The sequence below is a fragment of the Micromonospora sp. C81 genome (genome assembly GCF_018070425.1).
GTDB lineage: Bacteria > Actinomycetota > Actinomycetes > Mycobacteriales > Micromonosporaceae > Micromonospora > Micromonospora zamorensis.
Map to the genome: position 1 here is coordinate 271,630 of NZ_JAGPXS010000003.1, position 20,803 is coordinate 292,432.

Here is a 20,803-nt window from a genome sequence, read left to right on the forward strand (position 1 = left end):
TTCCGGCCGTCGCGATGCGCGTCACCTGGCAGACGCACGGGAAGGGGGAAAAGGTTGGGTCAGCTCTCCGGCGTTCCGGTCAGGTAGCGCTGGAGGGTCGGCGCGACCCAGGAGACCAGGTCCTGCGGTGTGGTGTCCACCATGGGCGGCAGGCGGACGACGTACCGGGTGTAGGCGAGGCCGAGGATCTGACTGGCCACCAGCCCGGCGCGCCGGGCGGTAGTGGTCGGGTCGGTGCCGAACGTGGCCACGGCCGCGGTGAGCTGGTCGGCGAAGATGCCGCGCATCCGTTCGGCGGCACCGGGGTTGGTGCTGGCGGCCCGCAGCAGCGCCACGAGCGTCTCGTCGCCTTCCCAGCGGGTGAGGAAGTGCCGGACCAGCGTCTCACCGAGCTGCTCGGGTGGCACCGCGGCCAGGTCGGGCAGGCGGAGGTCGAACTCGGCCGCCGCCGCGAAGAGCCCCTCCTTGCTGCCGTAGTAGCGCATGACCATCGACGGGTCGATCTGGGCGTCGGCGGCGATGGCCCTGATCGTGGCCCGCTCGTAGCCGTCCGCCGCGAACCGTTCCCGGGCCGCGCGCAGGATCGCCGCCCGGGTGGCGTCCGAGCGACGGGGAGAGGTTGGTTGGGCCGGCGCTGTCATGTCAACGACCGTAGGCCAACGCCTGTTGACATGCAATCGACTGGCCTCTAGCGTCGCCAACAAGTGTTTGCCAACAGATGTTGGCAACGGTCTTCTGGAGGTGGCCATGCTGCCCACGAGCACCGACGTCCTGGTGGTGGGCGCAGGCCCCACCGGCCTCGCCACCGCGCTGACGCTGGCCCGGCGCGGGATCGAGGTGACAGTGCTGGACCAACTGGCCGAACCGCCGATCACCTCCCGCGCTGCCGTCGTGCACGCGTACACCCTGGAGGTGCTGGACCGGATCGGCGCTGCGGCGCCGCTGGACGCCCAGGGGGTGCGGACGCCGCGCTTCACAGTGCGCGACCGGGACCGCGTGCTGCTGTCGGTGCCGTTCCACGAGCTGCCGTCCCGGTTTCCCTACGCGCTGCTGGTCTCCCAGTCGGTCACCGAGGCCGTGCTCGCCGGGCAGTTGGCCGAACTCGGCGTCCAGGTGCGACGGCCCTGCCGGCTGACCGGGTTGACCACCACCGGTGACGGGGTGCTCGCGCAGGTCGACGGAAAGACGCTGCGCGCCCGGTTCGTCGTCGGCGCGGACGGCTTGCACAGCAGCGTCCGCCAGTTGGTCGGCATCGGCTTCACCGGCCCCAGCGACGAGGAGTCCTTCGTGCTCGCCGACGTACGGGTGCGAAGCGTTCTGCCCCGAGACGAGGCGGCGCTCTTCCTCGCCCGCTCCGGGCCGCTGATCTGGGCCCCGCTCCCGAACGGGGTGGTCCGACTGGTCGCCGCCGTGGCGACGGCCCCGGCCGAGCCGGACGAGGCGTACCTCCAGGCGTTGCTGGACGAGCGCGGTCCGGCGCGACGACCCGACCGGGTGACCGAGGTGCTCTGGGGCTCCCGGTTCCGGGTGCATCACCGGATCGCCGACACGTTCCGAGCCGGGCCGGTGCTGTTGGCCGGAGACGCCGGGCACGTGCACAGCCCGGCCGGCGGGCAGGGCATGAACCTCGGCATCTGCGATGCGGTCGCACTCGGCACCGCGCTGGCGGACGTGTTCGACGGTGGTCCGGACGCGCTGCTCGACGACTACACCGCCCGGCAGCGGCCGATGGCCGAGGACGTGCTGAGCTTCGCCGCCGGGCTGACCCGGCTGGCCACCGTCTCCCCGGCCCGCCGGCCGGCCCGTGACGTGCTGCTGCGGCTGCTCGGTGCCGTGCCACCGTGGCGCCGACGGATCGCGCTGCGACTGTCCGGGCTGTCCCACCGGGAACGCACGCCGGGCTAGGAGATCAGGTCTCGCGCGACCGGCACCGGCTGGGCACCCGCGGGCGGGTCGGCCGGCCGCAGTGTCCGCCACGCGGCCAGGGTGACCAGCGCGAAGATGCCGGCCGCCGCACCCGCCACCGGCGCCGTCCCGTACGCGGCGGCTGCCAGCCCGGCGAGCGCCGCACCGATCGGCGCGGTGAGCAGGCCGACCATCCGTTGGGCCGATCCGACCCGGCCGAGCAGCCTTGCCGGCACGTTCCGCTGCCCGTACGACGCCCACAGGCTGTTCCACACCACAGTGCCGGCGGCGAAGACGGCCAACGCGAAGCCGCCCGGCACCGGATGCCGGGCCAGCGCGAACCCGGTCAGTGCCACGGTCTCCGCGGCGAGCACCACGCACAGCGCCGGCACCGTGCCGAGTCGGGCGGCGAGCCGACCGGACCCGAGCGCCCCCGCCACGCCCCCGACGATCGCGGCGGCGGCGAACAGCCCGTAGCCGGCTGGCGGCACCCGCAGCACGTCCAGCGCATAGAGCACCAGCACCGCCATGATCCCGCTGATCGCCAGGTTGCTCGCGGCGGTGAGCAGAGTGACCCGCCACAGGGTCCGGTGCGCACGCAGCCAGCGCAAACCTTCGATGATTTCGCCCCACACCGACCCGCGTCGAGTGCCGGGCCGCGCCTGCACGCTCGCGACGGGAGTGGGGGTGAGGGCCAGCACGAGCAGCGCCGCCGCGGCGAAGGTGACGGCGTCGAGGGCGAACGGGAGGGCCGGGGCGACGGCGAAGAGGACACCGGCGGCCGGCGCCCCGAGGAAACCGCCGGCAACCGCCGACCCCGCCTGGAGTCGACCGTTCGCCCGGGGCAGCGCGTCCGGTGGCACCAGCGCGGGGAGCAGCGCGAACGAGGCCGAGTCGAAGAGCGTCCCCAGTGTGGCGAGCAGGAACGCCGCGACCAGCAGCACCAGGACACCAACGCGGTCGAGTGCGACGGTCACGGCCAGTGCCGCCACCACGACGGCACGGATGCCGTCGACCAGGGCCATCGTCCGACGACGGTCCCAGCGGTCCGCGTACACACCGCCGAGCAGACCGAAGATCAACGGCGGCAACTGACCGGCCACGGTGACCGCCGCGATGACCCGCGGGTCGCGGGTCACTGTCGCCGCCAGCAGGGCCAGTGCCGGCGTACGCAGCGCGTCTCCGAACCGCGACGAGACGGCGGCGGACCAGAGCAGCCGGAAGTCCCGGCCCAGAGCTGAGGAGGTCATCCGGTGACCGTGCGGGTTCGACCGGGTCGAGGGTCAAGCCGCCGGGCGAAAGGGGGACGCGCGTGTCGGTGATCATCGGTACGGTGGGCGCCGGTATTTCGGGACCGGGGGAGAAGACACGCGTGGACCACACCTTCCAGGTCGACCTTCGTGGCGTGGTCGACCTGCTCAGCCATCACCTCTACGGCAGCCCGCGGGTCTACGTCCGAGAGCTGTTGCAGAACGCGGTGGACGCGATCACCGCGCGGCGCTCGACCGAGTCGGACGCGCCAGCCCTGGTCCGCATCGAAACTCCCGAGATCACCGGCGACGGCACGCTGCGGGTGCACGACACCGGGATCGGCCTGACCGAGGCGCAGGTGCATGAGCTGCTGGCCACCATCGGTCGCAGCTCCAAGAGGGACGATCTCGGCTTCTCCCGGCACGAGTTCCTCGGCCAGTTCGGCATCGGCCTGCTCTCCTGCTTCCTGGTCGCCGACGAGATCCAGGTGCTCACCCGCAACGGCGAACACCCCACGGTCCGCTGGACCGGCTACGCCGACGGCCGGTACGCGGTGAGCCTGGCACCACCGGAGGCCGCCCGCACCGAACCAGGCACCACCGTCACGCTGGTGCCCCGCCGCGACGCCGACCAGTGGTTCACCACACCGACCGTCACCGACCTGGCCCGCCTCTTCGGTTCGCTGCTGCCGGTCACCGTCCGGGTCGGCGACGTGGTCACCACCACCGGTGAGCCGCCCTGGCCGACCGCGCCGGGCGCCCCGGTCGACCGGGCGGCGCTGATCGCGTACGCCCGGGAGACGCTCGGCGTCGACCCGTTCGACGTGCTGCCGTTGACCGTGCCGGAAGCCGGGTTGACCGGTGTCGCCGTCATCCTGCCCACCCCGGTGAACCCGGCGGCCCGTGCGGGGCACCGGGTCTACCTCAAGCGGATGCTGCTCACCGAGCACGCCGACGGGTTGCTGCCGGACTGGGCGTTCTTCGCGCACTGCGTCGTGGACGCCACCGAGCTGCGCCCGACCGCCAGCCGGGAAGCCCTCTACGAGGACACCCTGCTGACCGCGACCCGGGAGGCGCTCGGCGACCAGATACGCGGCTGGCTGGTCCGGCTGGCGCGACACGACCCGCACCGGCTGGCCGAGTTCCTCCAGGTGCACCACCTGGGTGTGAAGGCGCTGGCGCTGCACGACGACGAGATGCTCCAGCTGGTCGACCGGTGGTGGCCGATGGACACCAACGTCGGCACGCTCACCCTCGCCGAGTTCCGGGAGCGCTACGGCGTGCTCCGCTACGCGGCGAGCCTGGACGAGTTCCGCCAGCTCGCCGCGGTGGCTGCCGCACAGGATCTGGCGGTGGTCAACGGCGGCTACACGTACGACACCGAGCTGATCGAGCGGCTGCCGGCGGTGGACCGCTCGGTGCTGATCGAGCGTCTGGAACCGAGCGATCTCACGACCCGCTTCGACAGCCTCGACCCGCACGTGGAGCTGGCGCTGCGGCCCTTCCTCAGCGCCGCGCAGCGGGCCGTCGAACGTTCCGGCTGCGAGGTGGTGATCCGGGCGTACGACCCGGTGTCGCTGCCCGCGCTCTACCTGGTCAGCAGGTCGGCGGCGTTCAACGACCAGCTCGCGGCCAGCCGGGACCGGGCCGACGAACTGTGGGGCGGGGTCCTCGACGCGCTCGCCTCCACCGCACCACCGGACCGCCCGCAGTTGGTGCTCAACCACCGCAACCCTCTGGTCCGCCGCGTCACCGCGCTGGCCGACCCGGAGCTGGTGGGGCTCGCCGTCGAGGCGCTCTACGGGCAGGCGCTGCTGCTCGGGCACCATCCGATCCGCGCGGCCGACGTGGCCCTGCTGAACGATTCCTTCCTCGGCCTGCTCGGCCGGGCCGTGCCGGGACAGGAGTGAACGTGAGCGACGAGGATCTGTGGCGGGTGCTGCGCGGCATCGCCGACATGCCGTACGGGGCGGGGCAGATCGCCGCGCTGGAGCAGCTGCTGCGTCGGGTCGACGCAACCGACGACCGACACCTTGCCTTCGTCACCCGGATGCAGGCCACCACCGGCTACATCTACGGCGGCGAGCCGGCGAAGTCCTTCGTGACCTTCTCCTGGTGCCTGTCCGAGTTCGACCAGGATCCGCAGCCCTACCACCAGCGGCACCTGCACAACCTGCTCTGGCACTTCAAGTACATGGTCAACGGCCTGCTGAACTTCCCGGAGGTGCCACTCGACCGCACGTACGCCGTGCTGGACGACATGGAACGCCGCTACCGGGCCGGTGGGCACAGCCTGCAGACCGTCCACAAGCATCGGTTCCGGGTCGCCAACCACGTGGGCGACGCCGAGGCGGCCGCGCACTGGTACCGGCTCTGGCAGACCACCCCGCGCGACGCCCTCTCCGACTGCGCCGGCTGTGACCCGACGAGCCAGGTGAACTACCTCGCCGACACCGGGCGGGACGCGGAGGCGGTGGCGTTGTCCGAGCCGGTGCTCGCCGGCCGGCTCACGTGCAACGAGCAGCCGCAGGCGATCCTCACCGCGCTGCTCCTGCCGTACCTGCGGACCGGGCGGGCCGAGTCGGCGCGGGACGCGCACCGGGAGGCGTACCGCCGGTTGCGCGGCAACCTCGCCGACCTGTGGGACATCGGCGACCACGTCGAGTTCTGCACGTTGACCGGGAACGAGGCGCGGGCGGTGGAGTTGGTCGAACGGCACCTGGACTGGCTGGACCGGGCACCGTCGCCGGCCGCCGCGATGCACTTCGCTGCGACGGCCGCCGCAGCGCTGCGCCAGGCCGGTCAGAGCGGTGAGGCGACCCTGTACCGCCGGGCTGCCGAGGGCCGACCGGCCGGCGAGGTGTCGGCGTTGGTGCTCGCCGACGAGTTGACACGGACCGCGACCGGGCTGGCGGAGCGCTTCGACGCCCGCAATGGCACCACCCACCAGTCGGAGTGGATCGCCCGCCGGCTCGCTGTGCGGCCGCGCGGCGAGCACCTGCCGCTGTCCGCGAGCGTCCGCCGTCGCCCGCCACGCCCGACCGAGGGCGAGCCGACCACTCCCACGAGTAAGGCCTCTGCGGCGACCGGCAACGTGGTGCGCTCCGGCATGGCCGTGCCGACCGCCGTGCCGGTGCCCGCCGACGCCGGGCCGGACGAGCTGCTGAACCTCGCCGAGCAGAGCTGGGGTCGGCACGACCCGGCCACGTTCCGAGCGGTGCTGGCCGCCTACGACGAGCGGTTCGGTTCGGCCGACCTGCCCCCGCGTACGCTCGCCCACCGGTTGGCGTTGCGGGCGGCCGAGCGCGGCGACGAGGACGACATCCCGGGCGCGATCGAGATGAGCCGAGCGGCACTGGAGGCGTACCGGACGGCGGGCGAGGAGTTGTCCGCCCAGGTGATCGCCGGGCGGCTCGGCGTGCTGCTGACCCGGTCCGACGACGACGCCGACGAGGGGTTGGCGTTGGTCCAGAAGGCAGCCGAGGTGTTGGACCGGGACGGCGACGCCCGGCAGCGGGCCGCCGCCCACGACCGGGTGGCGTTGGCGCTGCTGCACCGGGAACGCTGGGCCGACGCGCTCGCGGCGCTGGACCGGGTGCCGCCCGACGCGGGTGGCGATCCATACCTGGCGGCCCGGGTCGCACTGCACCGGGCGCACCTGCTGGAGCAGGCGGACCGTGTCGAGGAGGCACGCGCCGCCGCCGCCGAGTCCCGTCGGATCGGCCGTGAACTGGGCGTCGGTGAGCTGGTCACGGCGGCCTGCCTGGCGTACGCCCGAACGGTGGACGACCCGGCCGAGGCGGTGGCCGCCTGCGACGAGGCACTGCCGTTTGCACCTGCGGACGCGGAGTTGCCGGTTCGCGTCGCCCGTGCCCGCGCGTTGCTCGCCGCAGGCCGGGCCGCCGACGCGGTGGACGACCTCGTCGAGGCGGTGACGCTCTGCGTGGAGCGGGGTGCCGAGGGAGACGCGTTCCTGCGGTGGGAGTTGGCGAACGCGTACCGGATGGTGGGTCGGCTCGGCGAGGCGGCCGAGGTCGCCGAGGAGGCCGTCCTCGGTCTCGACCGGCTTGGCGCCCAGGCCGAGGCGGACCGTTGCCGGCACCTGCTGGCCGGCGTGTACGCCGGTCTCGGCGAGATCGATCCGGCGCTGACCCTGCTGGGGCAGTTGGCCGACAACCTGAATGGTCCGGACAACCTCCCGTATCGGGCGCAGGTGCTGGAGGAGGCCGGCGACATCCTCTACGACGCGGACCGGGACGCGGCCGGCGCAGAGCGGTTCGCCTCAGCCGCCACGGCGTACCGGCTCGGCGGCATGCCGCTGGACGAGCTGCGGGCGCGTCGGCGCGAGGCGTACGCCTGGTTCTGGGCCGACGACCGGCCGGCGGCGATCCGTGCCGTCGAAAAGGTGGACGAGTTGGCGGCGACGCTGGCCGGACAGGCCGAGCCACCGGTGACGTACGAGCTGGCGATGGCGGCCGAGGCCGGGGCGCGGGTGCTGACGGCCGACGGCCGGCTGGACGAGGCGCTGGCGCGACTCACCGGGGTGCCCGACCAGCTGCGGTCGATCGAGGCATTTGGTGAGGCCGCCCAGGTGGAGGGTCTCACCGGCGAGCTGCTGCTTCGACTGGACCGGCCGGCCGAGGCGGAGCCGCTGCTGCGGCGTGTCCTCGGTGGGCTGCCGGCCGACTCGCAGCCGGTCCGCCAGACTGCCTGGCTGCTGGCCCGTGCCCTGGATCTGCTGGACCGGCCCGCCGAGGCCGCCGCGCTGCGGACGGAGCACGACCTCGATCCGGACGACGACTGAGCGCGCCGAGGTGTGCCCAATCGCTGGGTAACCAGCGGCCCCCCGTGGTCAGGTCGCGGTCTACGCTTGCCCGGTGACGGTGGAACAGCAGGCACGGGGTGCGGCGGGCGCGGGCCGGCGCAGGTCCCGCAAGGACGAGATCCTGGAGATCGCGGTCGGTCTGTTCGCCGCCCGTGGCTACCACGGTGTGTCGATGGACGACATCGGTGCGGCGGCGGGGGTCACGGGTCCGGCGCTCTACCACCACTTCGCCGGCAAGGAGGCCATGCTGGCCGCCGCGCTGATCCCGGTCAGCGACGGGTTGCTGGCCGGTGGGCGGGAACGTGCCGCCGGCCGCCCGGACGACCCGCGCGGTGTGCTGGAGTCGCTGATCGACTTCCACGTCGAGTTCGCGCTGGCCAACCCGGCGGTGATCGCGTTGCACCTGCACGAGTTGGATCGCCTGCCGGAGGAGCCGCGACGGCAGATCCGTCGCCTGCAACGGCTCTACGTCGAGGAGTGGGTGACAGTGCTCACCGCGTTGCACCCGGGCATGCCCGACGGTGAGGCTCGGGTGCTCGCGCACGCCGCGTTCGGTCTGATGAACTCGACCCCGTTCCTCGGTGGCGAGGTGGACCGCCGACGCCGTGCCGAGCTGCTGCGCGGCGCGACCCTGGCCGCACTGCTCGCCTGAGGCCGACTCGCTCGCCTGAACCCGACTCGTCAGAAGCCCGTCGCTCATGATTCCCTGACTACCGTCCCACCATCCGGACGCCGGGAGGAAACATGATCGAGTCACTGCTGGTCGCCAATCGGGGCGAGATCGCCCGCCGGATCATCCGGACCGCCAAGCGGCTCGGCATCCGCGCGATCGCTGTGTACTCGGAGGCCGATGCCGACCTCCCGTTCGTGGCCGAGGCGGACGAGGCCGTTCTCATCGGCCCGCCGAACCCGGCGCAGAGCTATCGCAACGCCGAGGCGATCCTCGCCGCCGCGAAGGCGACAGGTGCGCAGGCCATCCACCCCGGTTACGGCTTCCTGTCGGAGAACGCCGAGTTCGCCCGTACCGTCGAGTCGAGCGGCCTGATCTGGGTCGGGCCCGACGCGGACGCGATCACCGCGATGGGCGACAAGATCAATGCCCGGAACCTGATGGCGGCCGCCGGCGTTCCCGTCGCGCCCGGCACCACCGACCCGGCCGCCGACCTGGACGCGGCGGTGACCGCCGCCGCCGGGATCGGCTACCCGGTGATGGTCAAGGCCGCAGCCGGTGGCGGCGGCATGGGCATGGGCGTCGCCGTCGACGAGGCCGCGCTGCGCACCGAGTACGACAAGGTGCGCGCGTTCGCCGAGCGGATGTTTGGCGACGGTTCGGTGCTGATCGAGCGGTACTTCCCCCGGGTGCGGCACGTCGAGGTGCAGATTCTCGGCCTGGCCGACGGCCGGGTGGTGGCGCTCGGCGAGCGGGAGTGCTCGGTGCAGCGACGCAACCAGAAGCTGGTCGAGGAGTCGCCGTCCCCGGCGGTGTCGCCGGAGCTGCGATCTCGCCTCCTGGCGGCGGCGGTGCGCGCGGGTGAGGCGGTCAGCTACCGCAACGCGGGCACGGTGGAGTGTTTGCTCGATCCGGAGACGAACGAGTTCTTCTTCCTGGAGATGAACACGCGCCTTCAGGTGGAGCACCCGGTGACCGAGTACGTCTACGGCGTCGACCTGGTCGAGGAGCAATTGCGGGTGGCGTCCGGGCTGGCGCCGACCTTCGACCCGGACGCGTTGGCGCCGAGCGGTCACGCCATCGAGCTGCGGATCAACGCCGAGGACCCGAAGCGCTTCCTGCCCGGCCCCGGCGTGATCAGGACCTGGGTGGAGCCCACCGGCGAGGGTGTGCGGGTCGACTCCGGTTACACCGAGGGCAACACGGTCACGCCGTTCTACGACAGCCTGCTGGCCAAGCTCATCATCAGCGGCGCCACCCGTGACGAGGTGCTGGAGCGGGCGAAGACCGCGGTCGCCGCCTTCCAGATCGAGGGCCCGAAGAACAACGTCCCCTTCTTCGCCGAGCTCCTGACCAACGAAGAGTTCCTCTCCGGCGCCTACGACACGGGCATCGTCTCCCGAATGCGCTGACCGGCCAGGCCGTCGCCCCTGCGGGGAGGCAGGACTGGTTCGTTCGCCCTTTGCTCTGCTTACCTATAGGCGACAGCGGTTGTCCGGATGACGGACAGTAGCCGTCGCACATAGGGCAGCAGAGCAAAGGGGCCGACATGCTGTCCCGATCCGACGTCACAGCGAGGTGACCGATGAGTCAACTGCCAGATTCCGTCTCCATCCGTGAGGTCGGGCCGCGGGACGGGTTGCAGAACGAGGACCCGATCCCGACCGACGCCAAGGTGCGGCTGCTCGACGCCCTCTCCGGCACCGGCGTACGTCGGATCGAGGCGGTGTCGTTCGTGCACCCGAGGGCGATCCCGCAGATGGCCGACGCCGACGAGGTGTGGCAGCGGGCGGTCAAGGCCGACGGGGTGCGGTACTCGGCGCTGGTGCCGAACACCCGGGGCGCCCAGCGGGCCCTCGCCGCCGGCTTCACCGAGATCGAAGTGGTGGTCTCCGCCAGCGACACGCACAACCGGCGCAACGTCAACCGGTCGACCGACGAGTCGCTGGACGACATCGCCGAGCTGATCGACCTGCTGCACGGCGCGTCCGCGCAGGTCGAGGTGATCGTGGCGACCAGCTTCGGCTGCCCGTACGAGGGTGACATCGACCCGGCGCGGGTGGCCGGCATCGTCGACCGGGTGGTCCGCGACGGCGCGGACCGGGTCGCGTTCGGCGACACCACCGGCATGGGCACCCCACGCCGGGTCCGCGAGCTGCTGACCGCGGTACGCGACCGCAACGCGCATGTGCCGGTGCTGCTGCACTTCCACAACACCCGGGGTACGGCGCTGGCCAACCTGTTGACCGCGCTGGAGCTGGGGGTGACCGAGTTCGACGCCAGCGTCGGTGGCCTGGGCGGCTGCCCGTACGCGCCGGGGGCGAGCGGCAACCTGGCCACCGAGGAGGCCGTGCACATGCTGCACGACATGGGCATCGACACGGGCATCGACCTGGCGGCCCTGATCGAGGCGGCGGAGCTGGCCGAGGAGTTGCTCGGCAAGAAGCTCCCGTCCGGCGTGCTGCGGGCGGGCCCGCGTACCCGCCTGACGCCGATGCCGAGCTGAGCGGTTCAGACGCGACGAAGGGGCCGGCGCGCGTGCGCCGGCCCCTTCCACGTGCCAGGTCGATCAGCTCACGGAGGTGAGCGCGCTCGGCCAGCTGTCGCGGAAGATGTCCGCGCTGCGGTCGGTGGCGCTGAACGTGCCGGCGAAGAGGTTGCTCACCCGGCTCGCCTCGGCGGAGCTGGGGTAGGCGTTGGTGCAGCTGGTGCCGGCGCTGCCGCCGGACATCAGCAGCGCGCAGTTCCCGTTGTAGTTGTCCGGCAGGCCGAGGATGTGCCCGATCTCGTGGGTCATGATCCGCAGCACGCTGTACTGGGCGGCCTGCTGGGTGTCGATGTAGACCCGGCCGTTGCCGAGGCTGGTCCGCTGGGCGTACGAGCCGCCGCCGGTGATCCGGTAGATCCGGAGGTTGGAGCCGCAGTTCGCCGAGAGGGTCAGGTTCACTGTGGCGTTGTTCCAGATCGATGCGGCCTGGTTGGCGACGCTGGCGTAGCTGCCCGCCTGGCTGGTGTTGTAGCAGATGGTCATGGCGGCGGACGCGGGCGACGGGTTGGCGACCGTGACGCCGAGGGTGGCGAGTGCCGTCGCGAGGAACGCGACCGCGAGCCGATTGAGTCGTGAGGTCATCGCTGACTCCGATCTGGGAGGGGGGTGTCAGGAGCCTAGCGATAAGCATTCATCTTTTTCAATGTCTTGCGTCAAGCTTCGCCGTCTGATTCGCCCGTGGGTCGCCGACGGTCGTGCCGATGCGCTAGCCTAACGATCGTTCAGGTCGTTATGGCGAGGGAGTCGGCGTGACGCTCGACGGTGAGGCACTGGAGCAGCTGCGCAAGCGGGCCCGGTCCGGCGGCGCGGACAAGTACCACGCGGCCAACGCGGCCAAGGGCAAGCTGTTCGCGCGAGAGCGGGTCGCGCTCCTGGTCGACGAGGGCTCCTTCGTCGAGGACGGCCTCTATGCCAACACGATGGCCGAGGGGCTGCCCGCCGACGGGGTGGTCACCGGCACCGCCACGATCGACGGCCGACAGGTCTGCCTGATGGCCAACGACTCCACCGTCAAGGCCGGCAGCTGGGGCGCCCGCACCGTCGAGAAGATCATTCGGATCATCGAGCGGGCGTACGGCGCCGGTGTGCCGATGGTCTACCTGGTCGACTCGGCCGGCGCCCGGATCACCGACCAGGTCGACCTGTTCCCCGGCCGCCGTGGCGCCGGCAAGATCTTCTGGAACCAGGTGCGCGCCTCCGGCTCGATCCCGCAGGTGTGCGCGCTGTTCGGCCCGAGCGCCGCCGGAGGGGCGTACATTCCGGCGTTCTGCGACGTGGTCGCCCTGGTCGACGGCAACGCGAGCATGTATCTGGGCTCGGACCGGATGGTCGAGATGGTCACCGGCGAGAAGACCACCCTGGAGGCGATGGGCGGGGCCAAGGTGCACACCGCCGAATCCGGGGTCGGGCACTTCCTCTGCAAGACCGAGGCCGACGCGCTCGACGTGGTGAAGACCTACCTGTCGTACCTCCCGGCGAACTGGACGCAGGCGCCGCCGACCGCCCCGGCCGTCGCCGCCCCGGCCAAGGCCGACCTTGCCGCGCTCGTGCCGGCCAGCGAGCGGCAGGCGTTCGACATGCGGCGCTACGTCAAGGGTCTGCTCGACGAGGGTTCCTTCTTCGAGATCCAGGCACTCTGGGCCAAGGAGTTGACCATCGGCTTCGGCCGACTCGACGGCCAGGTCGTCGGTGTCATCGGCAACAACTCGATGTTCAAGGGCGGCGTGCTCTTCGTCGACTCGGCCGACAAGGCGACCCGGTTCGTGCAGCTCTGCGACGCGTTCAACGTGCCGCTGCTGTTCCTCAGCGACGTACCCGGCTTCATGGTCGGCAGCGTGGTGGAGAAGCAGGGCATCATCCGGCACGGCGCGAAGATGATCACCGCGATCTCCGAGGCGACGGTGCCGAAGATCTGCGTGGTGGTCCGCAAGGCGTACGGCGCCGGCCTCTACGCGATGGCCGGTCCCGGGTTCGAGCCGGACGCCACGATCGCGCTGCCGACCGCGAAGATCGCGGTGATGGGGGCCGAGGCCGCCGTGAACGCGGTCTACGCCAACAAGATCGCCGCCATCGCGGACGAGAACGAGCGGGCCGCCTTCGTCGCCGCGAAGCGGGCCGAGTACGAGCAGGACATCGACGTCGTCCGCCTCGCCAGTGAGCTGGTGGTGGACGCCATCGTCGAGCCGCAGGACCTGCGCACCGAGCTGGTCCGTCGGTTCGCGGCGGCGCGTACGAAGGACCGGCACTTCTCCCGCCGTCGGCACGGCGTCACCCCGGTCTGATCCTCGATCCGGGCCCCCACAGCGACCCGCCCCGGCGTCACGAGCGCCGGGCGGGACCGTCCTTACAGGAGGATGAGATGGACTTCCGGCTCACCGACGAACAAACGGCGCTGCGGGACAGCGTGCGGGACTTCGCGCGCGAGGTGGTCGCCCCGGTCATCGCCGAGCACTACGAGCAGCACACCTTCCCGTACGAGGTGATCCGGCAGATGGGCAAGATGGGCCTCTTCGGCCTGCCCTTCGGCGAGGAGCACGGCGGCATGGGCGGCGACTACTTCGCCCTCTGCCTGGCCCTGGAGGAGATCGCCCGGGTCGACTCCAGCGTGGCCATCACGCTGGAGGCTGCGGTGTCGTTGGGCGCGATGCCGATCTACCGCTTCGGCACCGAGGAGCAGAAGGCGACCTGGCTGCCCAAGCTGCTCAGCGGCGAGGCGCTGGCCGGTTTCGGTCTCACCGAGCCGGGCACCGGCTCCGACGCCGCCGGCACCCAGACGCGGGCGGTGCTGGACGGCGACGAGTGGGTGATCAACGGCTCGAAGGCGTTCATCACCAACTCGGGCACCGACATCACGGCCATGGTGACAGTCACCGCGGTGACCGGCACGAACCCGGACGGTTCCAAGGAACTGTCGACCATCATCGTGCCGTCCGGCACGCCCGGGTTCACTGTGGCGCCGGGCTACTCCAAGGTGGGATGGACCGCCTCGGACACCCACGAGCTGACCTTCGACGACTGTCGCGTGCCGGCTGCCAACCTGCTCGGTGCACGTGGCCGGGGTTTCGCCCAGTTCCTGCGCATCCTCGACGAGGGCCGGATCGCCATCGCCGCGCTGGCCGTCGGCCTCGCCCAGGGCTGCGTCGACGAGTCGATCAAGTACGCGAAGGAGCGGCACGCCTTCGGCCGGCCGATCGGCGCCAACCAGGCGATCCAGTTCAAGATCGCCGACATGGAGCTGAAGGCGCACACCGCCCGGCTGGCCTACTACGACGCCGCCGCCCGGATGCTGGCCGGCGAGCCGTTCAAGCGGCAGGCCGCCATCGCCAAGCTGCACGCCAGCACGATCGCCGTGGACAACGCCCGGGAGGCCACCCAGATCCATGGCGGGTACGGCTTCATGAACGAGTACCCGGTGGCCCGGTTCTGGCGGGACTCCAAGATCCTGGAGATCGGTGAGGGCACCAGTGAGGTGCAGCGCATGATCATCGCTCGGGATCTGGGCCTCTGAGAGATCCAGTCGGACACCCGCACCGGGTGGACCGCCAGTACGGCTGTCGGGTTTCGGCGGGTGGGCGTCAATAGCCCGACGTTCGACTGCCGAGCGTCGGAGTCGATCCGTACTCTTCGTGCCCATGACTCCGGATCATGATCGGTCGCGGAGCCCGGCTGGTCGTACCGCCCTGTCGGAGCTGCTCCGCGAGCATCGACGCGCCGCCGGCCTGACCCAGGCCGAGCTGGCGTCCCGGGCCGGGGTGGGTGTGCGGACGGTGCGTGACCTGGAGCGCGGTCGGGCGGTCCGGCCGCAGCGCACCACAGTGGACCTGCTCGCCACGGCGCTGGCGTTGACCGACACCGGCCGGGCAGCGTTCCTGGCCGCGGCCCGCGGCTCCGCCGGTGAGCTGGTCCGCCCGGACACCACCTCGCCAGCGCTCGCGGTCAGCGGCAGAACCACGTCCGCCGACCGGCCGGTCAACCTCCCACCACCGGTGACGCTGATCGGCCGGGACCGCGACATCACCGAGCTGACCGGAATGCTGACGGCGGAGCGCGGGCCCCGGCTGGTGAGCCTGGTCGGGTTGGCCGGGGTCGGCAAGACCGCCCTGGCGACGTCGATGGCGCACGTGGTGGCCTCGGCCCACCCGGCCGGCGTGACCGGGGTGCTGATCGGCGAGGGCTCGGACGGGCCGGATGTGCTCGCCGCCTCGATGTCGGTGCTTGGCGCGGCACGGCTGCCGGACCTGGTGGCCCGGCTCGCCGGGCAGCCGGCGCTGTTGGTGATGGACGCGGTGGAACGCGCTCCGGGGCCGGTGGCCGCGACGCTGCACCGGCTGCTCGCGGCCCTGCCCTCGCTGCGGGTGCTGGTCACCGGACGGCACCCGGTTGGCCTACCCGGCGAGCGGGTCTGGCCGGTCTCCCCGCTCGACGTGCCGCCACCGGACGCCGAACGCTCCGGGCTGGCCACGCTCGAATCGTGGCCGGCTGTCGCGTTGTTCACCGCCCGGCTCGCTCAGGTCCGCCGGGAGACACCCACACCCGACGAGCTGCCAGCGCTTGCCGCGCTGGTTCGTCGCCTGGGCGGGCTGCCGCTGGCCATCGAGCTGATGGCCGCCCGGGGCCGGCTCCTCGACCTCACCGAGCTCCTCGACCGGTACGGCGACCGGGTGCTCGACCTCGCCACTCCCGCCGATCCCCCCGTCCACCCCGGTTGGGACGCGTTGGACGCGTTCACCCCGGGGTCGAGCGGCCCGGAGACCACCCCGGCGGTGGCCACGGTCACCCTGCGCGACGCGGTGGCGACGAGCTACCGACTGCTGGCGCCGGACGAGCGGGCGGCGCTGCGGCAGCTCGCCGTGTTCGGCAACCGCTGGTCGGTGGAGTTGGCCGAGGAGATGCTCGCCGACGAGGCCGACCGGGACGGCACGGTGGCGATCGATCCTGTTCCGCTGTTGGACCGGCTCGTCGAGCTGGGGCTGCTAGGCGTACGCGGCACCGGGTCGTTCCGGTTCCGGCTGCTCGACGCTGTCCGTGACTATGCCGTGGAGCAGGCGGCCGGGGAGGGTGAGCTGACCTGCATCCGACGGCGGCACGCGGAGGTGATCGCTCGGTTGGTGGCACGGACCGCGGTCGACCTGATCGGCCCACGAATGTCCGAGGCGGTGCACCTGCTGGACGAGATGAGCAGTGACATCAGCTCGTCGCTGTCCCACGCGGCCACCGACGACCCGTTGACCGCGCTGCGACTGGCGGCCTGTCTGACCCGCTGGTGGCGGTTCCGTGGGCGCGACGTCGTCGGACGACAGTGGCTGCACCGCCTGCTGGCCGACCCGCGTACCGCCGACGCCGATCCGGTCCTGCGTGGCTGGGCCGCGCTCGGGGTTGCCCGGCTCGCGGCCGAGCATGGCGCGAGCGCCGAGGAACTGCCGACGGCGCGCGCGGCGTTGGACACCTTCCTGGAGGCCGGCGACGTCACCGGGGAGTTGGAGGCGCGCACCGTGCTCGGCAACCTGTTGATCTCCGTCGGCCGGCACGACGAGTCTCGCGAGCAGGCCGAGGTGGTGCTGCGGCTGGCCGCCCGCAATGGGCGGACCCGCGACCTGGCGGTGGCCCAGAACAGCCTGGCCTGGCACGAGATCCGGGTCGGTGATCTGGCTGCGGCCCGACGCCGGCTCGCCGCGGTGGACCGGCTCGCCGCCGAGAGTGGGGAGCAGCGGCTGCGGGTGCTGGCCTGGGCCAATCGCGCCGAGGTCGCCCGCCTGGAGGGCTGGTACGCGGACGCCGTCGACCATGGTCGGCGGGCGATGGCGGGGTTCTCCGAGCTGGGCGATCCCGGACACCGCCGCCGGGTGCTGGGAACGGTCGGGTTGGCGCTCGCCCAGGACGGGCGTGCTGCCGAGGCGACCGAGGTGCTCGCCGAGCTGCGTACCGGGGTGGCCGAGGCTGCGGCGGCCAGGTCGGGGCGGGTCCTGCCGCGACCGCGCTCCGGTGACGCGGCACTGCCCTGGGGTGGACCGGACGCCGGGCTCTGCGCGCTGATCGAGGGGAATCTCGCGCTGCACCGGGGTGACCGGGAGTTGGCTGCCGAGTGGTTCGCCGCCGCCGCCGACGAGGCGGGCCAGGATCGCCGGGACGTGGTGGAAGCGCTGGTGGGGCTGGCCGCGAGCACTGCCGATCCGGGAGTGCTCGACCGGCTCGCCCGGGCCTGCCAGGAGAGCGGCATCCAGCTGCTGCCGCAGGAGACCGGACTGCTCTACGCGTTGACCACCGCTCGGGAAGGGCCGGCGGCCCAGTAACCCGGACCGTGTCGGCCGCCTCGGGCGCGCCCGAGGCGGCCGGGGCGAGAGAGTGGCGCGGGCGAAGAGCCCCCTTGGTGCTACCCCTCGCTGATCGCCCGCGCCGTCACCCCCCGGTGATCCCCGGTGCACGAAGCCTGCCACCGCTGCGACGGCAGAAAGCCGGCTTCGCCCGGATCATCCAGCTTGGCTCAGTCAGTTCTGCCGGTCTTTCTGCCGGTGCTGTCACCCCGCCCACCCTCGGGTGTGCTCAGGACCGGGCGGCGTCGGTCTGCTGCTCGAAGCTGGTGTCGTCGCTGCCGGCGGTGGCGCACGGATGCGCGGCGTCGCGGACCCGGCGCAGCCCGTCGAGAAGGGCCGCCAGTGCCTCGGGGTCGAGTTGACCGGTGAACCACTGCTCGATCATCTGCAGGTGCCCGGGCAGCGTCTCGTTCAGTCGCTGCATGCCGGCGGCGGTGACCACCGCGTACGAGCTGCGCCGGTCGCTCGGACAGGCGCGCCGGGTGAGCAACCCGTCACGTTCCATCCGGTCCACCACACGGGTCACTCCGCTGGTCGACAGGGAGGTCTGCGCGGCGAGGTCGGTCATGCGTAGCTGGTTGCCCGGTGAGCGGGCCAGACGGGTGATGACCTCGAACTCGACCGCGGAGAGGCCGTGCTCTTCGAGTTGGGCGTTGAACCGGGCTGAGAGCCCGGCGTGTGCCTCGAAGAGCAGGCCGACGGCGGTGATCCGGGGATCGTCGAAGACGTTGGTCACCGGTTCATCGTAGCAGTACTTGACACGGGGAATATTGCAGTGGTTATAGTTGCTCAGGCAGTCGTTGGGCTACTAAACAATCTCCTGGAGGACAGCAGCATGACCAGCAGCATCGATGCGGTTACCCGCGACTGGGACGGCCTCACCATCCCGGCGGCCGGCACCTACGCGCTGGACGTGGCGCACAAGCGGGTTGGCTTCGTTGCCCGGCACATGATGGTGAGCAAGGTTCGCGGTGAGTTCAACGAGGCGACCGCCACCATCACCATCGCCGAGGACCCGCTGCAGTCGTCGGTCGTCGCGACCATTCAGGCGGCCAGCATCGACACCACGCAGGCCGACCGGGACGCACACCTGCGCAGCCCCGAGTTCCTGGACTCGGAGAAGTTCCCGACGCTCGAGTTCCGCAGCACCGGGGTCAAGTCCCGTCGTGGCAACGAGTTCGTGCTCACCGGTGAGCTGAGCATCAAGGACGTCACCCGCCCGGTCGAGCTGGAGGTGGAGTTCGAGGGTGTCGGCCGCAGCCCCTTCGGCCAGGACATCTTCGGTTTCTCGGCGAGCACCGAGATCGACCGCGAGGAGTTCGGCCTGACCTGGAACGTCGCCCTGGAGACCGGGGGCGTGCTGGTCAGCCGCAAGATCAAGATTGAGATCGAGGGCGAGGCCGTCCGTCAGGCCTGATCCCTCCCGGATCAACCACGCAGGGCCCGCGCCGCACGTCGGCGCGGGCCCTGCGTCGTCTCTGACATCCGATGCCGAGGTCGTGGTAATTGTCACGAGTTGTTCTCACCGCCATCGGGTCCTGGCGGCTGGCAGCGGGGTACAGATGGCGCCACGAGCAGCGTCCGCTCGGGTCGATGTCGGATCACCGCCATTGGCCTCTGGCCCCGGTCAGGTGGGCGCTCTTACCGTGATGGTTCACAATGCGCTTCCGGGACGGCAGGATCCCGACCGCGCCGGTTGTCGGGAGGACACCACATGGGCAGGGACGTCTCGCAGGGCGCCTTCACCCGGGATGATCGCGTCCGGTACCGGCAGAAGGTGCGGCGGTGCCTGGACGTCTTCGCCCTGATGCTGGACGACTTCGGGTTCGACGCCGACCGACCGATGACCGGCCTGGAGATCGAACTCAACCTGGTCGACTCGGCGGCCGAGCCGGCGATGCGCAACGAGGAGATCCTCGCCGACATCGCCGACCCCCTCTTCCAGACCGAGCTGGGGCAGTTCAACCTCGAACTCAACGCCGAGCCCCGGCTGATCGAGGGCGCCGGTTTCGCCGAATACGAGCATGACCTGCGCGGCAGCCTCTCCCGGGCCGACGAGCGAGCGGCCAGGTCCGACGCCAAGATCGTCCTGGTCGGCATCCTGCCCACCCTCACCGAGGGGCACCTGGTCGAGGACAATCTCTCCACCAACGAGCGCTACCGGGTGCTCAACGACCAGATCGTCGGCGCTCGGGGCGAGGACATCGAGCTGGACATCCGTGGCGTCGAACAGCTCCGCACGCACACCGACTCGATCGCCCCCGAGGCCGCCTGCACCAGCCTCCAGTTCCACCTCCAGGTGGCACCGGACAGCTTCGCCGACTACTGGAACGCGTCCCAGGCCATCGCCGGTGTGCAGGTGGCGGTCGGCGCGAACAGCCCCTTCCTGTACGGCCGTCAACTCTGGGCCGAGACCCGGATCGCCCTTTTCCAGCAGGCCACCGACACTCGTCCGGATGAACTGAAGGCCCAGGGCGTACGGCCCCGGGTGTGGTTCGGCGAGCGGTGGATCACCTCGATCTTCGACCTGTTCGAGGAGAACGTCCGGTATTTCCCGCCGCTGCTGCCGATCTGCGAGGACGAGGACCCGGTGGAGGTGCTGCACGCCGGCGGTGTGCCGCAGCTCGGGGAGCTGAGGTTGCACAACGGCACGGTCTACCGGTGGAACCGCCCGGTCTACGACATCATGAACGGCCGTCCGCACCTGCGGGTGGAGAACCGGGTGCTCCCGGCCGGTCCGACGGTGGTGGACATGCTCGCCAACGCGGCCTTCTACTTCGGGCTGGCCCGCGGTCTGGCCGAGTCGGACCGCCCCATCTGGAGTCAGCTCACCTTCAGCTCCGCCGAGGAGAACTTCCACGCCGCCGCCCGGCGTGGCCTCGACGCCGTGCTGCACTGGCCCGGGCTCGGTGAGGTGCCGGTCACCAAGCTGGTGCTGGAGCAGTTGCTGCCCACCGCCGCCGTCGGCCTGGACGGGTTCGGCGTCGCCCCGGCCCAGCGGGACCGGCTGCTCGGCATCATCGAGCAGCGCTGCCGGACCGGTCGCAACGGCGCCGTCTGGCAGACCGAGGCGGTCTGGGCGGCGGAGCGGCGGCACGGCATGGACCGGAAGGACGCGCTGCACCACATGGTCCAGCGCTACGCGGAACTCCAGCGCACCAACAACCCGGTCCACACCTGGCCAGTCCCCTAACCCCATCCCCCTCCCGCCCACCCCCACCGGCGTCGATCATGAAGTTGTTGCCACGACACGCCGCGTGGGATGGCAACAATTTCATGGTCAACAGAGCAGGG

The 20,803-nt window shown here is 71.5% G+C and carries 15 protein-coding genes; 11 read left to right on the plus strand and 4 right to left on the minus strand.

What is annotated here, in order from left to right:
- Positions 1–59 precede the first annotated feature (59 nt).
- A complete protein-coding gene (locus tag KBX46_RS07460) occupies positions 60–641 on the minus strand; it encodes a TetR family transcriptional regulator (protein ID WP_099849535.1) in 582 nt (193 codons plus the stop codon).
- Between the two features lie 106 nt (positions 642–747).
- Between KBX46_RS07460 and KBX46_RS07465 the strand changes: the two genes are divergently transcribed.
- Positions 748–1,905: an FAD-dependent oxidoreductase gene (locus tag KBX46_RS07465; protein WP_210791822.1), complete on the plus strand. Its 1,158-nt coding sequence runs from the start codon at positions 748–750 to the stop codon at positions 1,903–1,905.
- On the opposite strand, the gene KBX46_RS07470 is transcribed toward KBX46_RS07465, so the two are convergent.
- Complete coding sequence (locus tag KBX46_RS07470) at positions 1,902–3,155, minus strand: MFS transporter (protein WP_210791824.1); 1,254 nt, start codon at positions 3,153–3,155, stop codon at positions 1,902–1,904. The two genes, KBX46_RS07465 and KBX46_RS07470, sit on opposite strands and share 4 nt — an antisense overlap.
- Before the next feature lie 122 nt (positions 3,156–3,277).
- Here KBX46_RS07470 and KBX46_RS07475 point away from each other — a divergent pair, with 122 nt between their 5' ends.
- The 5 genes from KBX46_RS07475 (at position 3,278) to KBX46_RS07495 (ending at position 11,156) form a co-directional block, all read left to right on the plus strand.
- Positions 3,278–5,065 (plus strand): HSP90 family protein, encoded by a 1,788-nt coding sequence (locus tag KBX46_RS07475; protein ID WP_210791826.1) that lies wholly within the window; start codon positions 3,278–3,280, stop codon positions 5,063–5,065.
- A 2-nt stretch (positions 5,066–5,067) separates the two neighbouring features.
- Positions 5,068–7,959: a hypothetical protein gene (locus KBX46_RS07480; RefSeq protein ID WP_210791828.1), complete on the plus strand. Its 2,892-nt coding sequence runs from the start codon at positions 5,068–5,070 to the stop codon at positions 7,957–7,959.
- 73 nt (positions 7,960–8,032) lie between these two features.
- A complete protein-coding gene (locus tag KBX46_RS07485; RefSeq protein ID WP_088950830.1) occupies positions 8,033–8,632 on the plus strand; it encodes a TetR/AcrR family transcriptional regulator in 600 nt (199 codons plus the stop codon).
- Between the two features lie 92 nt (positions 8,633–8,724).
- The gene (locus KBX46_RS07490; protein WP_099849541.1) at positions 8,725–10,062 is read left to right on the plus strand and encodes an acetyl/propionyl/methylcrotonyl-CoA carboxylase subunit alpha; all 1,338 of its coding nucleotides are present in this window, start codon (positions 8,725–8,727) and stop codon (positions 10,060–10,062) included.
- Positions 10,063–10,244: 182 nt separating this feature from the next.
- Entirely contained in the window at positions 10,245–11,156 is a 912-nt protein-coding gene (locus KBX46_RS07495; RefSeq protein ID WP_210792036.1) for a hydroxymethylglutaryl-CoA lyase, read from the plus strand.
- A 63-nt stretch (positions 11,157–11,219) separates the two neighbouring features.
- Here KBX46_RS07495 and KBX46_RS07500 read toward each other — a convergent pair whose 3' ends face one another.
- The gene (locus tag KBX46_RS07500; RefSeq protein ID WP_088950833.1) at positions 11,220–11,780 is read right to left on the minus strand and encodes a snapalysin family zinc-dependent metalloprotease; all 561 of its coding nucleotides are present in this window, start codon (positions 11,778–11,780) and stop codon (positions 11,220–11,222) included.
- Positions 11,781–11,947: 167 nt separating this feature from the next.
- Here KBX46_RS07500 and KBX46_RS07505 point away from each other — a divergent pair, with 167 nt between their 5' ends.
- The 3 genes from KBX46_RS07505 (at position 11,948) to KBX46_RS07515 (ending at position 17,488) form a co-directional block, all read left to right on the plus strand.
- Complete coding sequence (locus tag KBX46_RS07505; protein ID WP_088950834.1) at positions 11,948–13,480, plus strand: acyl-CoA carboxylase subunit beta; 1,533 nt, start codon at positions 11,948–11,950, stop codon at positions 13,478–13,480.
- A gap of 77 nt (positions 13,481–13,557) precedes the next feature.
- Entirely contained in the window at positions 13,558–14,706 is a 1,149-nt protein-coding gene (locus KBX46_RS07510; protein ID WP_210791830.1) for an acyl-CoA dehydrogenase family protein, read from the plus strand.
- A gap of 124 nt (positions 14,707–14,830) precedes the next feature.
- Positions 14,831–17,488, plus strand: coding sequence for a helix-turn-helix domain-containing protein (locus KBX46_RS07515; RefSeq protein WP_210791832.1), 2,658 nt, complete (start codon positions 14,831–14,833; stop codon positions 17,486–17,488).
- A 250-nt stretch (positions 17,489–17,738) separates the two neighbouring features.
- Here the strand turns inward: KBX46_RS07515 and KBX46_RS07520 are convergent, their stop codons facing one another.
- Positions 17,739–18,245 carry a MarR family winged helix-turn-helix transcriptional regulator gene (locus KBX46_RS07520; RefSeq protein ID WP_099849546.1) on the minus strand — a complete coding sequence of 169 codons (507 nt, stop codon included), beginning with the start codon at positions 18,243–18,245 and terminating at the stop codon, positions 17,739–17,741.
- Between the two features lie 99 nt (positions 18,246–18,344).
- On the opposite strand from KBX46_RS07520, the gene KBX46_RS07525 reads away from it, so the two are divergent.
- Complete coding sequence (locus tag KBX46_RS07525) at positions 18,345–18,926, plus strand: YceI family protein (protein ID WP_088950838.1); 582 nt, start codon at positions 18,345–18,347, stop codon at positions 18,924–18,926.
- A 297-nt stretch (positions 18,927–19,223) separates the two neighbouring features.
- A complete protein-coding gene (locus tag KBX46_RS07530; RefSeq protein ID WP_141912009.1) occupies positions 19,224–20,702 on the plus strand; it encodes a glutamate--cysteine ligase in 1,479 nt (492 codons plus the stop codon).
- The last annotated feature ends 101 nt before the right edge of the window (positions 20,703–20,803 follow it).

Coding starts and splice junctions, on each gene's coding strand:
- KBX46_RS07490 (WP_099849541.1), top strand. CDS start 8,725: ATGATCGAGTCACTGCTGGTCGCCAATCGGGGCGAGATCGCCCGCCGG.
- KBX46_RS07530 (WP_141912009.1), top strand. CDS start 19,224: ATGGGCAGGGACGTCTCGCAGGGCGCCTTCACCCGGGATGATCGCGTC.
- KBX46_RS07470 (WP_210791824.1), bottom strand. CDS start 3,155: ATGACCTCCTCAGCTCTGGGCCGGGACTTCCGGCTGCTCTGGTCCGCC.
- KBX46_RS07515 (WP_210791832.1), top strand. CDS start 14,831: ATGACTCCGGATCATGATCGGTCGCGGAGCCCGGCTGGTCGTACCGCC.
- KBX46_RS07525 (WP_088950838.1), top strand. CDS start 18,345: ATGACCAGCAGCATCGATGCGGTTACCCGCGACTGGGACGGCCTCACC.
- KBX46_RS07500 (WP_088950833.1), bottom strand. CDS start 11,780: ATGACCTCACGACTCAATCGGCTCGCGGTCGCGTTCCTCGCGACGGCA.
- KBX46_RS07465 (WP_210791822.1), top strand. CDS start 748: ATGCTGCCCACGAGCACCGACGTCCTGGTGGTGGGCGCAGGCCCCACC.
- KBX46_RS07510 (WP_210791830.1), top strand. CDS start 13,558: ATGGACTTCCGGCTCACCGACGAACAAACGGCGCTGCGGGACAGCGTG.
- KBX46_RS07460 (WP_099849535.1), bottom strand. CDS start 641: ATGACAGCGCCGGCCCAACCAACCTCTCCCCGTCGCTCGGACGCCACC.